The following is an 18781-nucleotide window of genomic DNA, read 5'->3' as shown; positions in this document are numbered from 1 at the left end:
CTATTAAAAAATGCCCCAACACCGTGTAAACACTAGATTTATACGGTTTTAGGGCATTTGTTTCCTACCTAACAATGATTACTTCGCGTAATCAGTAACTCTGGATTCACGGATCACATTAACCTTAATCTGTCCCGGATATTCCATCGAGTCTTCAATTTTCTTTGATATGTCGCGAGCCAGCAAAATCATACCATCATCATTTATCTGGTCCGGTACTACCATAATCCGAACTTCGCGTCCTGCCTGAATTGCAAAGGACTTGTCCACTCCCTTAAAGGAATTGGTTATATCTTCTAACTGTTTTAATCTGTTTGTATACGTCTCCAAAGTTTCTCTTCTTGCACCAGGTCTTGCTGCAGATATGGTATCAGCTGCCTGTACCACGCAAGCGATCAAACTCTGTGGCTCTACATCTCCATGATGAGATTCTACGGTGTTAATTACGATAGCCGATTCTTTATATTTCTTACACAGCTCTAATCCAAGCTGAATATGAGAACCTTCCATCTCATGATCCACAGCTTTTCCTATGTCATGTAACAAACCAGCACGTTTTGCCATACGGATGTCTAGTCCGATCTCTCCAGCTAACAAACCGGATAATTGAGCTACTTCCATGGAATGCTTCAATGCATTCTGCCCATAGCTTGTTCTGTACTTCATCTTACCAAGTAAGCGAATAAGCTCTGGATGAAGTCCGTGAATGCCCACTTCAAGAGCAGCGGACTCCCCTTCTTCACGCATGTTAGTTTCAACTTCTTTTTGAGCTTTTTCCACCATCTCTTCAATTCTTGCTGGATGGATTCGCCCATCAACAATCAGACGTTCCAGTGCGATCCTGGCAACTTCTCTACGAACCGGATCAAATCCGGATAATACAACAGCCTCTGGGGTATCATCAATAATAAGTTCCACTCCCGTAAGCGTTTCTAATGTACGGATGTTACGACCTTCTCTTCCAATAATCCGGCCTTTCATCTCATCATTAGGAAGCTGGACTACAGAAACTGTGGTTTCTGCCACATGATCAGCTGCACATCGCTGAATTGCCGTTACCACATATTCCTTGGCTTTTTTATCAGCTTCTTCTTTGGCTCTGTTTTCAAGTTCTTTAATTAATTTCGCAGTGTCATGTTTTACATCATCTTCAACAGATTTTAAAAGATATTCTTTTGCCTGTTCGGAGGTAAGTCCGGAAATTCTTTCCAGTTCCTGGATGCCTTTTTCATAGAGCGATTCCACTTCAGAATTTCTCTTATTCAGAGCTTCCTCTCGAGCAGCAAGACCTGCTTCTCGTCTTTCCATAGTCTCAGACTTCTTGTCCAAGTTTTCTTCTTTGCCTAATACTCGTCTTTCATAGCGTTGGAGTTCAGATCTTCTTTCTCTGGTTTCTTTTTCCAGTTCATTCTTCGTCCTTAAAGACTCTTCTTTTACTTCGAGGAGAGCTTCACGCTTCTTTGTCTCAGCGGTCTTTAATGCTTCATCTATTATTTCCCTAGATTTTTCTTCTGCAGAGCCAATCTTACTCTCGTAGGTATTCTTACGATATGAGATGGCAGCATTCCAGGTAATAAAAGCAACTACTACTGCTGCTACGATTGAAATCAATGCAGCCATGAATACTTCAAACACAGGAGCACCTCCTTATTTTATTTTCATTGTACAACAATACAACACTACAATTTTAAACTGTTTTATACATTATGTCAAGTATTTCCCCTTCGTTTCCGGTATACTTATACACATTTTCCTTATTGTCAGTCATCGCAATCAAATCTTGCCATAACTCTAGCCACTGTTTCGTAGGAATATCCCTTTCTTCCAAGCGCTGCCATCATTTTACTTCGTTCTTTGGCATCTGATTCTTTCTCTTTAAAATGCTTCTTCGTTAGATAGGCAAGGACCTGTGCTTCCTCATCCACTGGCTGTTCTTCCATAATCTCTTGAATCATCTCTTTATCCAGCCCTTTTTTCTGCAATTCGTACTGGATCTGCCTTTTGCTCCTTTTTGCCGAATGATATTCCACGTATCTCTTTCCATAACTTTCATCATTGATGAATCGATGATGATTCAAAAAATCCATGGTACCATCAATCACTTCCTGGGGGTACCAGCCATCTTTTAACTTCCTTCTTAGCTCCTGTTCGGTTTTATCTGAGGATTTTAATAGATAAAAAACCCGTTCTCTCGCTCTTTTTCTCAACACATCATCTATAATCTTCTGGTAAGTCTCCTCTGTTATAAACTTTCCTTCTTCTACCCCAAACTTTTTTAATTCCCCTCGATAAAGAACAAGAGTAAAGTCCTCATCAAGGATGACTTTACTCCTGCGTTTATCAATGGGCACAATCTCTGTCACTGTCATATATGCCTCTGATTCTATATTTTTTGTCTCGTGTTTCCATAATCGGTCTTTATGACCTGCCTCTGGAATTAAGATTTATCCTGGTTCGTCTTTACCACTTCGACTTTACTCTCGGTCTTAATTCGTTTGCTATCCTTTGTCTCATCTTTTCCCGCATCCTTTTCTGTATGAAGACCATACTTCGTTCTTACTTTATTCTCAATCTCTATGCATACAGCTGGATTGTCTTGAAGATAAGTCTTAGAATTCTCTCTTCCCTGACCGATCTTAGTGTTGTTATAAGCAAACCATGCTCCGCTTTTTTCCACAATATTCTCTTTTACTGCAAGATCCAGAATATCGCCTTCCCTCGATATTCCCTTTCCAAACATAATATCAAATTCTGCTTCTTTAAACGGAGGTGCTATCTTATTCTTTACAACTTTAACTCTGGCTCTGTTTCCAACCATCTCACCACTTTGCTTTAGTGTCTCTATCCTACGGATATCCAAACGAACAGAAGCGTAAAATTTAAGCGCACGGCCACCTGTCGTGGTCTCCGGACTCCCGAACATTACACCGACCTTCTCACGAAGCTGGTTGATGAACAATACGATACAGTTTGACTTGCTGATTACTGCCGTCAGCTTTCTCAGCGCCTGAGACATAAGCCTTGCCTGAAGGCCTACGTGGGTATCCCCCATATCTCCTTCAATCTCTGCCTTGGGAACCAGTGCAGCAACAGAGTCGATAACCACGATATCCACAGCACCAGAACGAACCATAGTCTCGGTGATCTCAAGTCCCTGTTCTCCGTTATCTGGCTGAGATATGTATAAGTTGTCAACATCAACACCTATGCTTCTGGCATAGACAGGATCAAGGGCATGCTCTGCATCAATAAAACCCGCAATACCACCACGCTTCTGGACCTCTGCAATTATATGAAGAGCAACCGTCGTCTTACCACTCGATTCGGGACCATAAATTTCTACGACTCTTCCTTTTGGGATTCCACCTAATCCAAGGGCTATATCCAGGCTTAATGCCCCTGTAGGTACGGTCTCCACATTCATGTTGGTTCTTGAATCTCCCAGTTTCATCACAGAACCTTTTCCAAATGCTTTTTCTATCTGGGTTAAAGCCGCGTCAAGTGCTTTTAACTTATCATCTTTATTCATAACTTCCTCCAGCACGAACAAATGTTCTTTTTCTATAATCATAATAGTATATTTTTGTAAAAAAGTCAACCTTAAATTTCATCTCCCGCAGGCATACGCATCACACTCCTGTCCTATTCTGAAATAAAAATCATAATCCTCTGGTAATTATCTGGCGAAATGCCTTATGCTGACAAATGGAAGAAGACCAGAAAGTCCCCTGAATCCAAGTCAACTATACCATAAGAGGGGAAACGCTGCAAGCATTTCCCCATCCTATATCTTCCTTTTTCTTTCTTCTTTTATACAGAGTCTGTCTAAATCAAAAGCTGTTCCACATCAAGCATTCCCCAGCCTTGTTGATTGATCGGCAAGCCACGGTCTAGGGCTCTTTCCCTCAACAAAAGTTTTACATCTCGGTTACTTAAAAAAGGATACTTTTGCAGTAAGAGTGCAATTGCCCCTGAAACCATAGGCGTTGACATAGACGTACCGCTTTTGGTCTGGTATTCTCCTGCTTCATTGGAACAGCTGATAATCCCTGCTCCAGGTGCGATGATTTCTGGTTTACATATACAAGCACCTGTGGGACCTCTGCCTGAATAATCTATCATACGATTACCCATTACATTGACTTCTTTATAATCATCAGAGCAGCCCACCGTAATCACCTTACGGCTGATTCCAGGTGTTGTAATCGTATTCATACCCGGCCCCATATTCCCTGCTGCCACACAGACCACCAGTCCATCATCCCAGGCTGCATTTACCCCTCTTACTAAGACGGAATTTTCCGTCATACCTTTTCTCGAAAAAGAACCAACCGATATATTCACAATTCGAATGTCATACCGGTCCTTATTGTCTCGGATCCATTTTAGTCCAGACAAAACATCAGAGGCATACCCATTCCCTTTTTTATCTAAAACTTTTAACATAATGATATGACACTCTGGTGCCACTCCCATATACATTCCATCAGAAGCATTTCCACTGCCGCCAATAATTCCGGAAATATGGGTTCCGTGACCATTATCATCATAAGGCTCCTTTCTTCGGTGTACAATATCTACAAAAGCAGCCACTCTATGTTCAAAATCTTCATGAAGATAAATCCCGGTATCCAGCACTGCTACTCCGACTCCCCTACCCGTATATCCCATACGATAGGCGCTATCACAGTGTATCGCTTTTCTCACCTGATCCACAATCGACTACCCAATCCTTTTTTATTAGGATATTCCGGTTTCCCTCCCATGGTTTCATTTATCAGCAAATTTGTAGTTATGTTTTTTAAGGCATCAAACTAGATATTAAGAAAATCTTCATAATCTATTCAAATAATATACAAACTTTTCCAGATCCAGTGTGTTATACTAGGTACATAAGAAATGCACAAGTAATAGTAATAATATCCTTTCACCCTTTTTGAAATCCGAAAATCCTAAGAAAAATCTCCCTGTGTTTTATGACACAGGGATTTTTCTATTTAAATAAAACAAAAGAGCTGTCTTTAAATTCCAAAAACAGCTCTCATCTTTTATTCGGTCCTACTTACTTTCCGCCATCCATCACATCGCAAAAATCAAATGTTGCAAAATAATCCTTTGAAGTCTCTGCCCTGCGAATCATCTGAGCCGAACCATCTTCTTTTAACAAAATCTCGGCTGATCTTAATTTCCCATTATAATTATATCCCATAGAAAAACCATGAGCACCCGTATCGTGTATAAAAATCAAATCGCCGACCGCTATCTCTGGCAGCATCCGGTCAATGGCAAATTTATCATTATTCTCACAAAGAGAACCTACTACATCATACTTATGACTACAGGCCTCATCCTCTTTTCCCATAACAGTCAGATGATGATAAGCACCGTACATAGCTGGTCTCATTAAGTTAACCGCACAAGCATCAACTCCAATGTATTCCTTGTGGGTATGCTTTTCATGTATTGCCTTCGTCACCAGGCCCCCATAAGGTCCTAACAGAAAGCGCCCCAGTTCTGTATAGATCGCCACTTCCCCCATCCCCTCTGGAACCAACACTTCTTCATAGACCTGTCGAACGCCCTCTCCAATTGCGAAGATATCATTGGATTCCTGGTCAGGACGATATGGGATTCCAATTCCCCCAGATAAATTAATGAATGCGATCTCTACTTGTGTCTCTTTTTTCAGCCTTACTGCAAGCTCAAACAAAACTTTAGCAAGGAGGGGATAGTATTCGTTGGTTACTGTATTACTCGCTAAGAATGCATGAATCCCGAATTTTTTGGCGCCTTTGCTCTTTAAAATTTTAAATGCCTCAAAGATCTGTTCCGTGGTCATACCATACTTCGAATCACCCGGATTATCCATAATATCATTGCTTATTTTAAAAACTCCACCTGGGTTAAATCTGCAGCTGATGGTCTCTGGTATGTGTCCGATGGCTTTCTCTAAATAATCAATATGAGTAATATCGTCTAAATTAATAATACCACCGATCCGGTCTGCAAACTGAAACTCCTCCTCCGGTGTATCATTGGAGGAAAACATAATATCAGAACCAGTAAAGCCAAGAGCCTCCGACATCATAAGTTCTGTCAGTGAGGAACAATCGGTTCCACATCCATAATCCTTTAAAATATTTAAGATAAATGGATTCGGTGTGGCTTTTACTGCAAAATATTCCCGAAAGCCTTTATTCCAGGAAAATGCTTCATTTAATTTTCGGGCATTCTCCCTAATTCCTTTCTCATCATACAAATGAAATGGGGTTGGATATTCTTTCACAATTTCTTCTAACTTTTCTTTGGTGGCAAATGGTCTTTTCTCCATTGTTTTCCTCTCCTTTCGTAACGCTTACATATACAAAAAAGCCTGTCTCTGGTCCCTGAGCTGGTAAGCTTCATTGTACCGAGGATAGACTCTTTTGTCCACTACTTTTTGTATAAATATTCAACTTTGTTGCAATAATTTATTAGTCTACAGTTACCACTCGCATAATATTCGTATGTGCTGCTGGCTCATGTTTTCTTGCCGGGCTAACGACTCCAGCGGTTACTACAATCGTATCATTTTCCTCAATGATGTTTCTTGCTTTTAACAATTCCAATGAGGAATAAATTAACACGTCAGTAGATTCTGCACGTCTAGCCTGGAATGGAATTACCCCCCAGTATAACTGCATCTGACGAAGAGCAGAAGCACTTGGAGATAATCCAATGATCATACTCTCAGGTCTCCATTTAGACAGCAGTCTGGTCGTAAAGCCAGTGATGCTAGGAGCAACGATTGCTTTCGCTCCAAGATCATGTGCCGTAGCCACGGAAGAATAGCAAACCGCATTGGATACATTCTGAGTGTTGAATGCAGAAACCTTACGCTGTCTGTAGCAGGTATAATCCAGATGTCCTTCTGTTTCTTCCACGATAGAAGCCATCATAGAAAGAGCTTCAACTGGATATTTACCCATCGCTGTCTCACCAGATAACATCACTGCGTCGGTTCCGTCATAAACCGCATTGGCCACATCTGTAACTTCTGCTCTTGTGGGGCGAGGGTTGCGGATCATTGAATCCAACATCTGAGTAGCTGTAATTACAGGTTTACATGCCTCATTGCACTTATCTATGATCTGTTTCTGAATAAAAGGAACCTTCTGAGCTGGGATCTCAACCCCCATATCGCCACGGGCAACCATGATTCCGTCACTGGCTTCGATAATTTCATCAATATTCTCAATTCCTTCTGCGTTCTCAATCTTTGCGATCACTGCAATGTTAGATCCATATTCCGCTAAGATCTCTTTGATCTCATTCACTGCAGATGCAGTTCTTACAAATGAAGCAGCAATAAAGTCGAATCCCTGCTCAATACCAAATTTGATATCCGCTTTGTCTTTATCGGTAAGAGCTGGCAGTCTCACCTTAACATTCGGTACGTTAACGCCTTTTCTTTCCCCAAGTTCCCCGCCATTGATAATGGTACAGATGATTTCGCTGCCTTTGACTTCCAAAACTTCCAGTTCAATCAAACCATCGTCAATGAGAATCCGGTTCCCTGTGGTTACATCTTCGTTTAATCCGCCATAATTGATGTGACCCTTTTTATCATTTCCAACAATCTCTTCTGTTGTCAGGATATAAGTCTCTCCTTCTTTCAGAGCGATTTTCTTTCCATCTGTCAACATACCAGTACGAATCTCAGGACCTTTAGTGTCAAGAAGGGCTGCAATCGGCAGTCCAAGTTCTTCCCGGATGCTTTTTAATGCATTAAGGCGCTCTTTTTGCTCCTCATAATCACCGTGTGAAAAATTAAATCTGGCAACATCCATACCATGTTGTGCAAGTGCTTTCATCAGTGTTTGATCGTTCGTGTTAGGTCCCATTGTGCAAATAATTTTTGTTCTTTTCATTGTCATCCTCCGTAGCTAATTGTTTGTATCACCGGTTGTGGGGTGGTCCGATGTTACATGTTTATGTGTATACAAATGCTCCGAACAGTATTCATAACTGCCTTCGCATTTTGAGCAATACCTAAATTCCAAGCCCGGGGAGTCCTTTTCGGTCCGTCCGCATACGGCACACTTATGGTGTGTTCCTCCCTGTGGCATACTCTTCATCTGTTTGCGGAAATCGTGCTTCCTTTTTATTTCCTTTGGATGAAACCGGTTTCCATTTCTTGTTAAAAAGAAGAAGATAAAAAAGTTGAGCAGTGACATTAATATCGTAACTCTCGTTGCCATATTACCATTAATAAGTTCATAAAGGAAATAGATCCCATTAAAAATCGCCAGCCATTTTGCCTTCACCGGTATCACAAAAAATAATAGAAATTCCAAATCTGGAAAGGTCGCTGCAAATGCAAAGAACAGAGAATAATTAAGAAAAGCTGTTGTTAGATATACTCTTTGTCCCATAAAGATGTAAACAATCATTGCGGCAGCCACATGACCAATTACTCCCATAAAGAAATAAACATTAAATCGAAAGGAACCCCAGACTCTTTCTAAGTTTCCCCCCAACATATAATAAAGATACATACTGATCAGACTCATGAAAAGTCCTCCGCCTGGCGGATAGATCATAAATGTAACAACTCTCCATACCTGTCCTGCAAGAATCTTCTGGGCATCAAGTGCCAGATACTGCATATAAAAACCCGGTGCAAACAGTTCCATTAAAAGTCCCACACCGTACATGCCAATAATATAGTACATTAGATTTGGAATCGCATATCGTCTAAATCTACGTTCCAGATTATAAAAAAATCTCATATTTTCACCCTTTTCTTATTGCATTGATGCATAATTAGAAGGTTCCTTGTTACTCTAAAATAAATCTTTTTTTGAAAAGATCCATGCTACAATCAGTGTGAGTACCAATGTCAATCCCAATACAATGGAAAATCCATGAGGGTTATTTGCAAAAGGCATACCCGAGGAATTTACATTCATTCCATAAAAGCTAGCAATCATCGTTGGAATGGACATGACTATGGTAATGGTAGCTAAAAATTTCATCACAATATTTAAGTTATTGGATATAACAGAGGCGAATGCATCCGTGGTTCCACTTAAAATACCACTGTAAATATTTGCCATCTCGATCGCCTGTTTGTTCTCGATGATAACATCTTCCAAAAGTTCCGTATCTTCCGGGTACTTTTTAATCTTTTCATTTCTCATGAGTTTTTCCAATACCACCTCATTGGAACGCAAAGATGTGGTAAAGTACACGAGACATTTCTCTAGTTCCAAAAGTTCTATTAACTCTCGGTTTTTGGTGGACTGATGAAGTTTATCCTCAATCACAACGCTTTTTTTGTCAATCACTCTTAGATATTGCAGATACAATGAAGCATTCTTATAAAGAATCTGCAGGATAAACCGGGTCTTCATATACGTGTGAAAATCCCTTACCCTACCATCCATAAAAGCATTTAGGACTGGAGTATCCTCTAAGCATACCGAGATAATTGCCTCATCCGTCGTAATGATACCAAGAGGGATTGTTACATACCATTCCTTTGAATTTCGTTCCTCGACCGTTGGTATATCGACTAAAATCAAGGTATAGTGATCCTCTATCTGGATACGGGAACGTTCTTCCTCATCTAGCGGAGCTCTCAAATCATCTGGATCGATGCGATACGTCTTTGAGATTTCTAAGATCTCCGTAGCAGTAGGGTTTGTTAATGCAATCCAGGAACCTGGAGAAAGCTCATCCTTTTGGTGAATTAGGCCGTCTTCTGTTTTATAAATCTGAATCATAGCGCTTCTCCCTTTCCCTGCACAATCATTATGCATACTTTGGCGGACTTTGACTTATACATTATAATTTCCCTGACCATTTTTGTCAAATGAAATGAAAATGGAATTTGTAAACTTACACAAATTTTACTAGTTTTAACATATTTTTAGCATACCTAGATAATTGTATTATTTCTTATTCTATGTTAAACTGATCTCCGGTGAGTCAGCAACTTACTTCTAGACTAAAGGAGGCAGGGGTAATCCCCGCACATATGAATACATACAACACATTAGGAATCGACATCGGTTCCACTACCGTAAAGATAGCAATCCAAGACGGGAACAAAGAGATTTTGTTCGCCGATTATGAACGTCATTTTGCGAACATACAGGATACACTTGCGGAACTATTAAAAAAAGCTTACGAAAAATTAGGACCCATGGATTTACTTCCCGCCATTACAGGCTCAGGGGGATTAACTCTGTCCAAACATTTAAATATGCCATTTGTTCAAGAAGTTGTCGCAGTCGCGTCTTCATTAAAAGATTATGCCCCACATGCGGACGTAGCAATCGAACTCGGTGGCGAAGATGCAAAAATAATTTATTTTACTGGAGGAATCGACCAGCGCATGAACGGGATCTGTGCCGGAGGTACTGGTTCCTTTATTGACCAGATGGCTTCTCTCTTACAGACAGATGCAAAAGGATTAAACGATTACGCAACCAATTACAAAGCGATTTACCCCATCGCAGCCAGGTGTGGAGTCTTTGCAAAAACAGACATTCAGCCTCTTATTAATGAAGGAGCTACAAGAGAAGATCTAGCTGCCTCTATTTTTCAGGCAGTGGTAAACCAGACCATAAGCGGTCTTGCCTGTGGCAAGCCCATACGGGGTAATGTAGCCTTTTTAGGAGGACCACTTCATTTTCTTCCTGAACTAAGAAATGCATTCATCCGAACCCTTCATTTATCTGGTGATGCGATTATCGATCCTGAACAGTCCCATCTGTTTGCGGCGATTGGTGCTGCCATGAAGGCAGGAGAATCTCAAGAGATAAAACTCTCTCTGGAGGATATGATAACCCGATTGTCTACAGGCATTCAGATGGATTTTGAAGTAAAACGCATGGAGCCTTTGTTTGCTGATCAATCCGAATATGATTCGTTTCTAATCAGGCACAATAGCCACTGCGTAAAAAAAAGTGAATTGGCCTCTTACCACGGGAAATGCTTTTTGGGAATTGATGCAGGTTCTACCACAACCAAAGTGGCAGTTGTAGGAGAAGACGGCACACTGCTTTCTAGTTTCTACAGCAGCAACAATGGAAATCCCTTAAAAACTGCAATCATTGCAATAGATAAAATCAAGAAAGAATTATCGGATGACAGCGAGATCGTATGGTCCTGCTCCACTGGATATGGTGAAGCTTTGTTAAAAGCAGCATTCCTGCTTGATGAAGGGGAAGTAGAAACCATTTCTCATTACTATGCAGCCGCCTTTTTTGAACCTGAAGTGGACTGCATCTTAGATATCGGTGGACAGGATATGAAGTGCATTCGTATTAAGAACAGTACCGTTGACAGCGTCCAGCTCAACGAAGCCTGCTCATCCGGATGCGGCTCCTTTATTGAGACTTTTGCGCATTCTATGAACTACAAAGTGGAAGATTTTGCTTCCGAGGCTATTTTTGCCAAAAACCCTACGGATCTTGGCACCCGATGTACCGTTTTTATGAACTCCAATGTAAAGCAAGCTCAAAAAGAGGGAGCTGACGTTGCAGATATTTCCGCAGGGCTTGCTTACTCTGTCATCAAAAATGCCCTTTATAAAGTAATAAAGATCACAAGTGCAGCAGATCTTGGTCAACATGTTGTGGTTCAGGGCGGTACCTTTTACAACAATGCTGTCCTTCGTAGTTTTGAAAAAATATCCGGTTGTGAAGCAGTTCGTCCCGATATTGCCGGAATTATGGGAGCATTTGGTGCAGCTTTGATTGCAAGGGAACGTTATGACGGTTCAAGAAAAACGACCATGCTTGATCTTAATCAGATCACTGGTCTTCACTATGAGACTTCCATGGGCCGGTGTAAGGGCTGTACCAACAACTGTGTATTAACGATCAACAAATTTGATGGGGGAAGAACCTACATCACTGGAAACCGCTGTGAAAAAGGTCTTGGAAAAGAAAAAGCTAAGAGTGAAGTTCCAAACCTCTTTGAATACAAATACCACCGTATGTTTGATTACGAGCCACTAAGCCGGGATCTTGCCGAACGGGGAATTATCGGAATACCCAGAGTTTTAAACCTATACGAGAACTTCCCGTTTTGGGCGGTATTCTTTAAAGCCTTAAAATTCCGGACCGTGCTGTCCCCCCAGTCAAGTAAAAAGATCTATGAACTTGGCATTGAATCCATCCCCAGTGAATCGGAATGTTATCCCGCCAAACTGGCACATGGCCATGTTGAATGGCTGATTAAACAAGGGATTAAAACAATATTTTATCCCTGTATCCCCTATGAGAGGAACGAAACCCCAGATGCAGGGAATCATTATAATTGTCCCATTGTTACCTCTTACGCGGAGAATATCAAAAACAACGTAGAAGGTATAAAGACAGAAGAGATCCGGTTTCTCAATCCGTTTATGGCATTTACCACGGAAGAAATCTTAACCAAGCGCCTGATGGAGGTCTTTGCCAAAGAATTTAATATTCCCTCCTCCGAAGTTGCCGACGCTGCAAAAAAAGCATGGAGTGAGCTGTTAACGGCACGAACGGACATGGAACGAAAGGGAGAAGAAACCTTACAATGGCTAAAGGAGAATAACCGCCACGGGATCGTTCTGGCTGGCAGGCCTTACCACGTTGACCCAGAAATCAACCACGGGATACCCGAATTAATCGCTTCCTATGGATTTGCAGTACTAACTGAGGATTCCGTCTCTCATCTTTCTAAGATTGAACGGCCCACAGTGGTAACAGACCAATGGATGTATCATACAAGACTCTACCAGGCTGCCACTCTCGTTAAAGCAGAGCAATGCCTGGATCTGATCCAGCTTAATTCCTTTGGATGCGGACTGGATGCCGTAACTACAGATCAGGTAAACGATATCCTGACCGGTTCCGGCAAAATATACACTGTATTAAAGATTGATGAAGTCAACAATTTAGGGGCTGCCAGAATCCGAATTCGTTCGCTTATCGCCGCATTAAAGGTTCGTGACAAGCGTCATTATGAGCAAACACCGACCTCCAGTGCCTACCACCGGGTGATGTTTACCAAAGAAATGAAAAAAGAGTATACCATTCTCTGTCCTCAGATGTCACCAATTCATTTTGATCTGGTGGAACCTGCGATCCGTGCGTTCGGATACAAGTTAGATATATTGCAAAATGACAACCGATCTTCCATTGATATTGGTTTAAAATATGTAAATAACGATGCCTGCTACCCCTCTTTGATTGTTGTTGGACAGATTATGGATGCCCTGTTATCCGGAAAGTATGACCTAGACCGGACTGCTATATTCATGAGTCAAACTGGGGGCGGCTGTCGGGCTTCGAATTACATCGGCTTTATCCGAAGGGCTTTGGAACGGTCTGGCATGGGACAGGTACCAGTAATCTCTGTCAATGCCAATAACATGGAGACAAATCCTGGATTTTCCATTACTTTGCCCATGTTAACGAAAGCCATGCAGGCCATAGTATACGGAGATCTCTTTATGAGAGTGCTCTATGCCACCCGTCCCTATGAAAAAATACCTGGCTCTGCCAACTCGCTCCATGATAAATGGAAAAAGCAGTGCATCCAGTCATTGTCGAAAAAAGCCCCTGAACTAATGACGTTTTCAAAGAACCTCAAGGGGATTGTCAGAGATTTTGACAACCTGGCAAGAAATCCAGGGAAAAAGCCTAAAGTAGGAATTGTAGGAGAAATCCTAGTTAAGTTCTCTCCACTGGCAAACAATCACATTGTGGAACTCCTTGAATTAGAAGGTGCCGAAGCGGTGATGCCAGATCTCATGGACTTTTTACTGTACAGCTTCTATAACAACAACTTTAAGGCAGAAAAACTAGGTGGTAAAAAATCCTCCGCTCTGTTAGCAAATATGGGGATAACCTTGTTGGAATCCTTCCGCAAAACAGCCAAACGAGAGCTTACAAAAAGTAAACACTTTATGCCTCCTGCTCCCATTGAAACACTTGCTGATATGGCAAAAGACTTTGTATCTATCGGGAATCAGACCGGGGAAGGATGGTTTTTAACCGGAGAGATGCTGGAACTGATCCACAGTGGAACCAATAATATCGTATGCACCCAGCCCTTTGGCTGTCTGCCCAACCACATTGTAGGAAAAGGCGTGATTAAGGAATTAAGGAAGGAATATCCGGATTCTAACATCATTGCCGTGGATTACGATCCAGGTGCCAGTGAGGTCAATCAGCTAAACCGGATTAAATTAATGCTTTCCACTGCGCAAAAAAACCTGCAAAAGGAAGAAAACACCGTTCTATAACAAAAATAAGGATTGGAATCCCCCTTAAGGATTTCAATCCTGATTTTTTATTCTGTATTAAGATAACATAAGACTTTATGAAACCACAACCGTTTGCTTTTCCTCTCCAAGAACCTCATAGGACCAGTTTTCATTTCTTCCTTCCACATGAAGAGTTATAATGTCCCCAGCCCGTCTGGCTTCTGCCGTCATAACGATAGTTCCATTTAAATCCGTAACAGAGGCCTCACCCACTGCTCCATCCTCCAATGGAGAAATATAAAAAGTTACCCCATCGCTGTAATCATAATCCGGTTTGATCTCACAGTTTCCAACTGCCAGAATCGAATTGGGTCGTAACAATAGTGGCATGGTTAAATAATCATGATGTTCCTTCTTCCATCTTCCTCCTTCTATCATCTGATGTGTCAGTATATTATACCATTTCCCCTCTGGCAGATAATATTCCACTTCTTTGCTTTCCTTAAATATCGGTGCCACCAAAAGACTATCCCCCATCATATACTGCTTATCCAATGGCTCACAGGTACGGTCATTTGGAAATTCCACAAACATAGGACGCATCATGGGAATGCCAACTTCATGGGACTGCACCGCCTGATGGTAAAAATAAGGCATTAGCCTGCATTTCAACTTTACAAATTTGCGTAATACATCACAAGCCTCCTCATCAAATAGCCACGGCACCCGGTAAGAAGAAGAACCATGAAGACGACTATGAGAACTCATAAGGCCAAACTGACACCATCTCTTATACACATCCGCAGGAGCCGTGCTTTCAAATCCACTGATATCATGGCTCCAGAAACCAAATCCTGCACAGGAAAGAGATAATCCACTGCGTAGGGTCTCCGCCATGGACGGATAATTGGCAGAACAGTCTCCCCCCCAGTGAACAGGGAATTTCTGTCCGCCTACGGTTGCGGAACGGGCAAATACCACCGCCTCCCCGGTTCCACGTTCCCTCTCTAACAGTTTAAATACGGCCTGATTATAGAGATATGAATAGTAATTATGCATTTTTACCGGATCTGATCCATCAAAATAGGTAATATCCTTAACTGGAATTCGTTCTCCAAAGTCCGTCTTAAAACAATCAACCCCCATATCAAGAAGTGTTTTTAATTTTGACTGATACCAAACAACCGCCTCTGGATTGGTAAAATCCACCAGTCCCATCCCAGCCTGCCAAAGATCAGACTGCCATACGTCTCCGTTTGTTTTTTTTACCAGATATCCGGACTCCATCCCCACGGCAAACAGCGGTGATTTCTGACCAATGTAAGGATTTATCCATACACAGATCTTTAGTCCTCTCTCATGATAGCGTTTTAACATGTCCTTTGGATCGGGAAATGTCTTAGGGTCCCAGGTAAAATTGCACCACTCATAGGCTTCCATCCAGTAGCAGTCAAAATGGAACACATGCAAAGGAATTTTACGCTCTTCCATTCCCTTAATAAAGCCGGAAATGGTAGCTTCATCATAATCCGTGGTAAACGAGGTAGACAGCCACAGTCCAAAGGACCATGCCGGTGGCAGTGCAGGCTTTCCAGTCAATTTCGTATACTTTGAGATGGTGCCTTTGGGCGTACTTCCATTGATAAAATAATAATCAAGTCGTTCCCCTTCTACCGAAAACTGAACTCGCTCCACCTTTTCGCTGGCAATCTCATAGGAAGCATCCCCTTCATTGTCTAACAGAACTCCATACCCTTTATTGGTAATATAAAAAGGAACGTTTTTATATGCGATTTCGCTGGCAGTTCCTCCATCCTCATTCCAAATCTCTACTACCTGCCCATTTTTTACAAACGGGGTGAAACGCTCTCCTAATCCATATACCAGCTCATCTAAGTCAAGCGCCAGCTGTTCTACCATATAGCTACGCCCCAACTCTCGGTTGGTCATGTGAGCCATGTTGTGGTAACTCGTACTGGTCAGTTCCCGATTCCCGTCATAAAAACCAATTCTCCATGCATCCGGACGTTTATCAATTACGGCTTTCGTTCGTCCCGTCTGATACACGATAGTTTCATCTGTCTCATCGATAATTACCTTTGGATTGTCTTCTAACACCTCTGCGAATGGTCCGTGATAGAGAGTCCCCTCAAAATGACGCACCGAGACTTTGATCACATCTTCCATTGGACTTGAAAGATGAACCGTCAACATCCCTGCGTCTAGACAATCCCCTCTTGATTTTATATGTCTTCCAGGAACGTATAGCGTCAGTTCGCTGCCGTTTATTCGTTTATCCGCATATTCTACCGCATAAAGTGGACTTATCTCCTCACGAGTCCTCCAATAACCATTGGTAAACTTCATCTCTCTTCTCCTTTTCTCTCCATAATTTTAGAATCTTATATTTCCCCTTCTGGAACGGAAACCTCCTGATTCAACCGAATATCTCCCACGGAACTTCCGACACAGATCGCATACTTGTCTTCCGGCACATAAAAGGCTGCCCGTTTTTCACTATAATAAGAAAATGCCTTTCTACTTAGATAAAAATCAAATCTTTTTCTTTCCCCAGATTCCAGAATCACCTTTTGAAACGCCCGCAGTTCCATTGCCGGTCTTTTGATTCTCATGCCTTTTGCTTTCACATAAACCTGTATCACTTCCGCTCCAGCACAGCTTCCAGTATTTGTAACTTCCACGCTTCCTCTCCATCCCCCATCTTCTGGAACCACATTTAAATCATGATAGGAAAATTTAGTATAAGATAATCCATGACCAAACGGGTAACGAACCTCTTTTTTCTCTGTCTCATAATACCGGTATCCTACCAATACGCCTTCCTGATACCAAACCGTATCTCCCCCAGGAAACGCTCCGATCGCATGGGCGCTGCAATCCTCCAGAGATTTTGGTATGGTAAAGGGCAGCTTACCAGATGGATACCCCTTTCCCAACAGAACCTCTGCCATGGCATTCCCCCCTTCCATTCCGTTATAGCTGGTGTAAACGATGCCCTTTGCTCGGTCTGCAAATGCTTCCATCTCTACCGGTGAGCCTGCAATCACAACAAGAACTGTATTGGCATTGGCATCTAGTACTGCTGATATCAATTCTTCCTGCCCATAAGGCAGCTTCATATCCTTACGGTCACATCCTTCTTGATCAAATTCATGATTTAGTCCGCAAAACAAGATCACATCATCGCTCTTTTGAGCTAATTTTACTGCTTCCAAAATCATAGCATTTCTCTTCGATTGCAGTTCATCAGCCATGTCATCTTGAACTGCTTCTTTGTAAATCCGATCCTCCAAACTGGAAAACTCCCAGTTCTCTTCTTCCTCTGTTTTGGATGCCTGGCTGCAATAACCTGGGGCATACTCGATGACAACATTTCCACCAAGCTCCATTTTAAGCCCCATAAGAGGGGAAATCTCATACAAAGCTTTAATCGCGGCACTTCCTCCACCATTTGAATGAACTTTCACCGCGTTTTCTCCAATAACGGCCAGTTGCTTCTTTCCAGTTAAATCAAGAGGAAGACGACCCTCTTCATTTTTAAGTAGCACAATTGCTTCTCTTGCGCATTCTAATAAAGTCTCCTGATTCTTACGGCTGTTATAGGTTCCCGGCCTCCGGGTTCCGTCAAGCATATGGAGTCGGTTCATTAATAATAGAATATTCTTTACCTTTTCATCAATCAAAACCTCTGCAATCTCCCCTTTTCTTACCTTTAAAAGAAGGGGATTTGCCATATAATATTCATCAAAGTGTTCTGTCACAGACATCTCGATGTCCAGACCGTGTTCCGCCGCCTGTACCGTATCATGAACTCCTCCCCAGTCAGAGAGGACCACACCGTCAAATCCCCACTCGCCCCTTAGAATTTCACAGAGCAGCCTTTTGTTATGGCAACAGTGTTCTCCCTGATAGCGATTGTAAGCCCCCATCAACGTCCTTACCTTTCCCTCCTTTACCGATGCCTCAAAGCCTGGAAGATAAATTTCCCGTAGTGCACGTTCCTCTACTTTGACATCCACGTCAAGCCGCCTAGTCTCTTGATTATTCAGAGCAAAATGCTTGACACAGGCCGCCACATCCTGCATTTGTATACCCTGAATCAGTGGAACTGCCAGTTTTGAAATCAGATAAGGATCTTCACTCATATATTCAAAATTTCTTCCACATACCGGCGTTCTGATGATGTTAATCCCAGGTGCCAGTATGACATCTTTCCCACGTCCCCTTGCCTCTTCTCCAAGAACTTCCCCAGCCTTTCTGGCACATTCCGGATTCCAGGTAGAAGCAAGTGCACTATTACTTGGTAAATAGGACACATAATCATCGGTAGTCCCTTTGGGTGCCCAGTTCTCATCCTGAAATTCTTTCCTTACACCCATGGGACCATCTGCCAGCCACAGGGGGGGAATAGAAAGCCACTCCACTCCTTTTGTATGAAAAATCCCCTGTCCGTGAATCATGCCGATTTTTTCTTCCAGTGTCAGTTTTTTCACCAGTTCTTCGATCTGATACCGTTCCATT

The 18781-nt window shown here is 42.1% G+C and carries 11 protein-coding genes; 1 reads left to right on the top strand and 10 read right to left on the bottom strand.

Annotated features, from left to right (window positions below):
- Positions 1-78: 78 nt before the first annotated feature.
- The 8 genes from rny to EFT72_RS10390 all read right to left on the bottom strand — a co-directional run bounded on the left by rny (position 79) and on the right by EFT72_RS10390 (position 9767).
- On the bottom strand, positions 79-1620 hold the full coding sequence (rny, locus tag EFT72_RS10425; protein ID WP_124066952.1) for a ribonuclease Y: 1542 nt from the start codon (positions 1618-1620) through the stop codon (positions 79-81).
- Between the two features lie 140 nt (positions 1621-1760).
- Positions 1761-2369 (bottom strand): regulatory protein RecX, encoded by a 609-nt coding sequence (locus EFT72_RS10420; protein WP_124066851.1) that lies wholly within the window; start codon positions 2367-2369, stop codon positions 1761-1763.
- A gap of 68 nt (positions 2370-2437) precedes the next feature.
- A complete protein-coding gene (gene recA, locus EFT72_RS10415) occupies positions 2438-3529 on the bottom strand; it encodes a recombinase RecA (RefSeq protein ID WP_124066850.1) in 1092 nt (363 codons plus the stop codon).
- Positions 3530-3825: 296 nt separating this feature from the next.
- The gene (locus tag EFT72_RS10410) at positions 3826-4716 is read right to left on the bottom strand and encodes a S8 family peptidase (RefSeq protein WP_124066849.1); all 891 of its coding nucleotides are present in this window, start codon (positions 4714-4716) and stop codon (positions 3826-3828) included.
- Between the two features lie 346 nt (positions 4717-5062).
- On the bottom strand, positions 5063-6331 hold the full coding sequence (locus tag EFT72_RS10405; RefSeq protein WP_124066848.1) for a diaminopimelate decarboxylase: 1269 nt from the start codon (positions 6329-6331) through the stop codon (positions 5063-5065).
- A 142-nt stretch (positions 6332-6473) separates the two neighbouring features.
- Positions 6474-7910: a pyruvate kinase gene (gene pyk / locus EFT72_RS10400; protein WP_124066847.1), complete on the bottom strand. Its 1437-nt coding sequence runs from the start codon at positions 7908-7910 to the stop codon at positions 6474-6476.
- 15 nt (positions 7911-7925) lie between these two features.
- On the bottom strand, positions 7926-8771 hold the full coding sequence (locus EFT72_RS10395) for a rhomboid family intramembrane serine protease (protein WP_124066846.1): 846 nt from the start codon (positions 8769-8771) through the stop codon (positions 7926-7928).
- A gap of 54 nt (positions 8772-8825) precedes the next feature.
- Positions 8826-9767 (bottom strand): magnesium transporter CorA family protein, encoded by a 942-nt coding sequence (locus tag EFT72_RS10390; protein ID WP_124066845.1) that lies wholly within the window; start codon positions 9765-9767, stop codon positions 8826-8828.
- Between the two features lie 242 nt (positions 9768-10009).
- Here EFT72_RS10390 and EFT72_RS10385 point away from each other — a divergent pair, with 242 nt between their 5' ends.
- A complete protein-coding gene (locus EFT72_RS10385) occupies positions 10010-14278 on the top strand; it encodes a 2-hydroxyacyl-CoA dehydratase (RefSeq protein ID WP_206426642.1) in 4269 nt (1422 codons plus the stop codon).
- Positions 14279-14353: 75 nt separating this feature from the next.
- On the opposite strand, the gene yicI is transcribed toward EFT72_RS10385, so the two are convergent.
- Together yicI and EFT72_RS10375 are read right to left on the bottom strand one after the other, a co-directional pair.
- Positions 14354-16606, bottom strand: coding sequence for an alpha-xylosidase (gene yicI / locus EFT72_RS10380; protein ID WP_124066843.1), 2253 nt, complete (start codon positions 16604-16606; stop codon positions 14354-14356).
- A 35-nt stretch (positions 16607-16641) separates the two neighbouring features.
- On the bottom strand, positions 16642-18780 hold the full coding sequence (locus EFT72_RS10375) for a glycoside hydrolase family 3 C-terminal domain-containing protein (protein WP_124066842.1): 2139 nt from the start codon (positions 18778-18780) through the stop codon (positions 16642-16644).
- Between the last annotated feature and the right edge of the window lies 1 nt (position 18781).

Origin of the sequence: Clostridium sp. E02 (assembly GCF_003833015.1) — a bacterium.
Classification (GTDB): domain Bacteria; phylum Bacillota; class Clostridia; order Lachnospirales; family Lachnospiraceae; genus Lacrimispora.
This window is presented reverse-complemented; position numbering and strand designations above follow the sequence as displayed.